General features: G+C 61.8%; 4 protein-coding genes. 3 read left to right on the top strand and 1 reads right to left on the bottom strand.

The genetic code is table 11. The features are described from left to right. Positions 1–669 precede the first annotated feature (669 nt). From AC5RVV_RS17000 to istB, 3 genes are all read left to right on the top strand, one after another. Positions 670–1977, top strand: coding sequence for an MFS transporter (locus AC5RVV_RS17000; RefSeq protein ID WP_493986543.1), 1308 nt, complete (start codon positions 670–672; stop codon positions 1975–1977). 465 nt (positions 1978–2442) lie between these two features. Next, entirely contained in the window at positions 2443–3972 is a 1530-nt protein-coding gene (istA, locus tag AC5RVV_RS17005) for an IS21 family transposase (RefSeq protein ID WP_494002558.1), read from the top strand. Next, positions 3969–4757, top strand: a complete 789-nt coding sequence (istB, locus tag AC5RVV_RS17010) for an IS21-like element helper ATPase IstB (protein WP_493986702.1) — start codon at positions 3969–3971, stop codon at positions 4755–4757. Before istA ends, istB begins: the two co-directional genes overlap by 4 nt. 219 nt (positions 4758–4976) lie before the next feature. Here istB and AC5RVV_RS17015 read toward each other — a convergent pair whose 3' ends face one another. Next, on the bottom strand, positions 4977–5537 hold the full coding sequence (locus AC5RVV_RS17015; RefSeq protein ID WP_493986668.1) for a TetR/AcrR family transcriptional regulator: 561 nt from the start codon (positions 5535–5537) through the stop codon (positions 4977–4979). Between the last annotated feature and the right edge of the window lie 390 nt (positions 5538–5927).

Genomic DNA, 5927 nt, shown 5'->3' on the forward strand with positions numbered 1-5927 from the left:
CCGAGGTTGATGCCTATCGAGGGCCAGGAATCACCTCCGCACCAGCATGGATACTCCGGATCAAGGACACAGGCAGCAACCCCGACGCCGGCCCGGCTTCCTACACTGGAGCTCAGGCACTCAGCCCGAGAGGTCCGGAACCGCGATCTCCTGGGCGGATCGCGGGAATAGACGGCTTCCTCCCACGCAATTTTCCTTAGCAGTGCGTTAGCCATATATCTTCTGCAAACCCCTGAGTTACGTTATGACGGGCTTCGGGACAGCAACTTCGATGATGGAAAGAACCCAGGGTCACCGCTGAGAAAACGGACCTCAGATAAGCGGGGGCCAGCTTGTTAGCTGCCTTGGAATTCGCGTTTGAGGCTCTATGAGCAGCCCATCATAATTTGCTTGACGCTGGGTATGACCTGAATTATGGTTAGCTACCGAGCGATCGATCGGTAGCACGAATGGGATCGCACAACAAGGGACCGCAGCGCTGACCCGACTACTAAGACTGTCCTCGGACGGCATGTATCCCGAGTTGCCGATGCGATCCGCACCGAAACATGCGATGCCTTAACTATCGTCCTGACTAACCTTTGCCGTCTGGTTAAGAGGGGTATGGGCCGAGGGACCGGACCCGGAATCAACGAACAACTGACATCGCACCACCACAAAGGAATCTCCATGGCACTTAACCTCAATGTCGAGCAGCCACCAAAGGCGGCCAGCGCAGCATCTATCAGACGACGCTCCATGATGGCCAGTACAGTCGGCAACGTCTTGGAATGGTACGAGTGGAGCGCCTACGCGGTGTTCGCGCCCTTCATTGCGAAGGCAATGTTCAATTCAAGCGATCCCGTCTCAGCGTTGCTGTCAACCTTGGCGGTATTCGCTGTTGGTTTCCTCATGCGACCACTCGGCGGCATCGTTTTCGGACGCATTTCAGATGTGAAGGGCCGCAAGTTCGTTCTGATAACAACGATGCTCATGATGGCAGGCGGGTCGTTGCTGATTGGTCTAATGCCCACCTACGGTCAGATCGGCATTGCAGCTTCCGTTCTGTTGCTTGTCGCCCGCGTTGCCCAGGGATTTGCGCACGGCGGTGAATCTGCAACTGCCAATACCTACATCGCAGAGATTGCACCCCACAATAAGCGCGGTCAGTGGGGCTCTATTGTATTCGTGGCAATCTTCGGCGGATCTGTCCTTGCCTTCTCAATCGGCGGCGGAGTCACGAATGTCCTCTCCGATACGGAAGTTGCCGAGTGGGGATGGCGTATCCCGTTCCTCTTCGGCGCCGTACTCGCCCTTGCCGCACTGTACATGCGACGCGGCATGAGTGAAAGCGAAGTCTTCGACGGACAGCAGGAAGCGCAGGCTGTAAACACGTCCCCGCCCCTGGACCGCAAAAAGCTCGTGCGGTCCATCCTGATGATGATCGGCATGACATCCGGCATCACAGCAGCTCACTATACGTGGACGTCGTACGCGTCCACCTATGCGATCACCAGGCAGGGCATGGATGCCGAAGGAGCCTATTGGGTTACTGTTCTCGCGCAATTGATTGCACTGGTCTCGCTGCCTCTTTGGGGCAGGTTGTCCGACAGGATCGGACGGCGCCCTGTCCTCATCGGCTTCGCAGTCGCGATGATCATCGCCCAAATTCCACTGATGAGTATGATCAACTCCCAGCCTTGGACGTTGTTCGTGGCCTCCACGACGGCTCTGCTTATCGTGGGCGCTTCCGGTGCCCTGCTCGCGTCCGTTCTTTCTGAAGCATTCCCAACTAGGATCCGGACGCAGGGCATTGGTTTCGCTTACTCGTTTTCGGTTGCAATTTTCGGCGGCACTGCACCTTATCTCAATGCACTTTTCAACAGCTGGTCTCTGGGCTGGATGTCGAATGTCTACATAATGATCCTTTGTGCAATGACGGGCCTCGTGGTCTTCAAACTGCGTGAGACCAAAGGTATCGACTTGAAAGACGCTTAGCAGCTCAGTTCGATGGCATCTGCCCCTTGGCTTCCAGCTAAAGGGGCAGATGCTTTTGCGATGATACGGTCCGGTGTCGGTTCGGACTTAGGCTGGCGAGTTTTTACGGTGAGCCAGGGCCGGCGTTTCCTGGGGCACGGGTAACTACGGGCGCACCACGGGGAAGCTTTCGCGCCTTGAAGTAGTCAGCCGGGCACTGGTTCCGCAGGCAGAACAGTACTGTTCGGGTTGCGGAATTGGGCATCCGTGGCCGTTGTTCTCTTTGTCATGTTAGCGGCCATGAAAAACTGCCCGTAGGCGGCCACGAAAATGCCCACTGACGGCCAGTAGAACTGCCCACCGGTGGCCATGAGATCTGCCCACTTCCTTACTTGTCCTGCCGCGTCTTAAGCGGCGGGGGCCTCTCCCCGGGATTTGATGACGGTGTCTAGTCGCACCAAATGTCGCCCCGGGAAGAGGCCCTGTATGAAGTCTGACGGAGAAATCATGGAAATTCTTGCTGCCTATGATCTGACCGGATCGTTGCGTGCAACCGCGGAACTGACGGGCTGTTCCCATCACACTGTTGCCAGGCATGTTGCGGCGCGGGATGCGGGGCGACCCATCGCTGAGCCAGCGCCCCGTGATCGTGTCGCTGACGCGTTCCTGCCCAAGATCGAGGAATGGGTCGAGGCATCCAAGGGCAGAATCCGCGCCGATAAAGCCCACGAGAAGCTGCTCGCCTTGGGTTATGCGGGTTCGGAGCGGTCCACCCGCCGGGCGATCGCCCAGGTCAAGGCCGCCTGGCGGCTGGGTCACACACGTGTCCACCGCCCCTGGATCGCGGAGCCGGGGATGTGGCTGCAGTACGACTTCGGTGACGGGCCGCGCATCGGCGGAGTGAAGACCATCCTGTTCGTGGCCTGGCTGGCGTTCTCGAGGTTCCGGATCGTGATCCCGTTGCGGGACCGGACCGCGCCGAGCGTGTTCGCTGCCCTGGACCGGTGCTTCCGGGTCCTGGGCGGGGCACCTACGTATGTGCTCACCGACAACGAGAAGACCGTGACCACCGCCCACGTCGCCGGGGTACCGGTGCGCAACCAGCAGACCCTGGACTTTGCCCGGCACTACGGGGTCACTGTGCTAACCTGCCAGCCCGCTGACCCGGCTACGAAGGGCGGGGTCGAGGCCTCGGTGAAACTGGCCAAGGCTGACCTGGTGCCGACCGACACCAACCTTCGGACCCAGTACTCCTCTTTCGCTGCGCTTGAGGCGGCCTGCGAGGCGTTCATGGACGAAGTGAACAACCGTGAGCATCGCACCACACGGCGCAAACCCGCCGCGGTGCTCATCGACGAAGCGCCCAGGCTGCACCGTATTCCGGATACCGCGCACACGGTCGCGTTTGGGCTGGCCCGCACCGTTCCGGAGAACACCCCGATGGTGACGTTCGAGAACGCCCAGTATTCCGTCCCGGCGCACCTGCTCGGCGCAAGGGTGTTCGTCCGCTCCCACGGCACCGGCCCGGGCGAACAGATCATCATCGTCCACCACAGCCCCGGTGGCCCGGTTGAGGTCGCCCGGCATGAGCGGGCACGGCCCGGCAGCCCGGCCATCAACGATGAGCACTTCCCCGGGACCAGGACCCGGATCCCGGGCGATTACACACCCAAAGCCCGCACCGCTGACGAGGCCGCGTTCCTCGCCATCGGCAACGGCGCCGCCACCTGGCTGGCCGAAGCCGCCGCAGCCGGCACGGCACGGATGCACGTGAAAATGGCCGAGGCCGTGACCCTGGCCAAACTCGCAGGCACTGCCGCAGTGGATCGGGCCCTGGGCGACGCCGCACTCCATGGCCGCTTCGCCCACGGCGACCTGGCCTCGATCCTGAACGCGAACATCAGACGCACCACCACCCACGCCGCGGACGAGACCCGATCCCTGACCCAGGGCACGGGCGCCTGGGCAGGCTTGGGCGCAGCGACCTCAGACACCGTAAGGGAGCAGAGCCGATGAGCCCCGTCAGCACCACGAACACCACCGCCCCGGCCCTGCCGGCCGAGCTGGAAGCTTTGATGCGGCAACTGAAGATGCCCCACGCCCGGGCCTTGGCGCCGGAACTGATCGCCACCGCACGCGCTCAGCGCTGGGAACCGGTCGAGATCATCAAGGCCCTGTTCGCCGAAGAAGCCGCCGGCCGGGCCCGGTCCATGCTCGCCACCCGCCGCAAGGCAGCAGGCTTCCCGACCGGCAAAACCTTCGACGCATGGGACCCCGCGGTCTCTTCGATCCCCGCCCCGACCCAGCAGGCCCTGCGCACCCTGGAATGGATCACACGGCGGGAGAACCTGGTCGTCTGCGGGCCCTCCGGCACCGGGAAAACCTTCTTCCTCGAAGCCCTCGGCCAGCAGGCCGTCGAAGCCGGCATGCGCGTGGCCTGGTTCAGACTCGAGGACCTCGGCGCCCTGATCCGGGCCCACCGCACCGACGACAGCGTCACCCGCGCCGTCACCAGAATCCTGCGCGCCGAGCTGGTCGTGATCGATGACATCGGGCTTCTGCCCGTGGCCACCGACGCCGCCGAAGGCCTCTACCGGGTCGTGGACGCCGCCTACGAAAAACGCTCCGTCGCCATCTCCTCGAACCTGCACCCCGCGGGCTTCGACGAACTCATGCCCAAAACCCTGGCCACCGCCACCGTGGACCGTCTCCTGCACCACGCCCATGTCTGCCAGACCAGCGGCGACTCGATCCGCCTCACCCAGGCCCTCGCCGGGAAAGGAGTCAGCCAACTGAACTAACAAAAACCAGCCATGGCCAATCCCGCCGAACCGCTCAGTGGGCAGATCTGTTGGCCATCATCGGGCAGTTTTACTGGCCACCAGCGGGCACATCAACTGGCCGCCCGTGGGCAGAAACCAATGGCCATTGACATTGTCAGCAGCCTACAAACGATGCATGCTGGCCTATCCTGCGGCACAGGCCAGGAGCGGCAGGCGTCCGGGATGCCGGGCATGTGGTCAGGGCGCCGCTGATCGCCCGACGGCCATGGTCGCGATCTCGCGGTATCGCTCGACCAACTCCTCGGGTGTCAGCGGGCCTTCCGGGCGGAACCATTGGGCGACGCCGGTGCACATGGTGATGACAGCCATGCTTGCTTCCCGCGGGTAGTGGGTTGTGAAGATCCCTGTTTCGGCGCCCTGCTCGATGATCGAGTCCAGGAGCCGTTGCTGGCGGTCGCGGGCGGCGATGTGTTCGGTGCGAGCTGCCTCATTCAAACTCCGGATCTCGCTAAAGGCGATGAACGCCAGTTCTCGCCGCCGCGCATGGAACAGAATCAGACATTCGACAAGAAGATCGAATTGGCGTGGAAGCATTGTCCCCGCCTCCTCGATCGCGAGTTGGCTGCGAATCCAAAGATCCGACATGGCATGGGATATGAGAGCCACCAGCAGCGCGTGTTTAGAAGGGTAGTGATGGTACAGGCCAGGGACGGACAGGCCTGCGCGGGCTGCCACTTGGCGAATGGTCGTGCCGTGATAACCCTGCTCCATGAAGCACTCGAGTGCGCTGCTGAGCATCAAAGGAAGCTCGGCATTGGCATAGTCACGCCACGAGGATCCCTCAGCACCTCCAAGGCGCAAGGCTGTATCAGGGGCTCGCGCCAGAGCCTCACCGGGGTTAGCATTCGGGGAAACTCTGGTCATAACATTCCAGCCTCGCATGTATTGTGCCCTACAAACCTTAGACCTTGACATCACGTGGTGGTCTATCTCACATTATATCTGCCGATCGATCGCTCGGTAACTGACGTCCGCTGGACGGATGAATCTGATATGGACGTGACCAAACAGTGAACGCCTCGGCCAGGCCTCAATGGGCAGACTCCTATCCTCCCGGTCTGTTTGTACGCCTCACCGAAGGGGCTACGTCACTCGTCGAGGCTTGGCGAAACCGGGTTAAACGCAACC

This window comes from Arthrobacter sp. MDT2-34-1 (genome assembly GCF_059091365.1).

Bases quoted from the DNA above. Each gene is read 5' to 3' on its own strand.
- AC5RVV_RS17000 (WP_493986543.1), top strand. From the start codon at position 670: ATGGCACTTAACCTCAATGTCGAGCAGCCACCAAAGGCGGCCAGCGCA.
- istA (WP_494002558.1), top strand. From the start codon at position 2,443: ATGAAGTCTGACGGAGAAATCATGGAAATTCTTGCTGCCTATGATCTG.
- istB (WP_493986702.1), top strand. From the start codon at position 3,969: ATGAGCCCCGTCAGCACCACGAACACCACCGCCCCGGCCCTGCCGGCC.
- AC5RVV_RS17015 (WP_493986668.1), bottom strand. From the start codon at position 5,537: ATGCTCAGCAGCGCACTCGAGTGCTTCATGGAGCAGGGTTATCACGGC.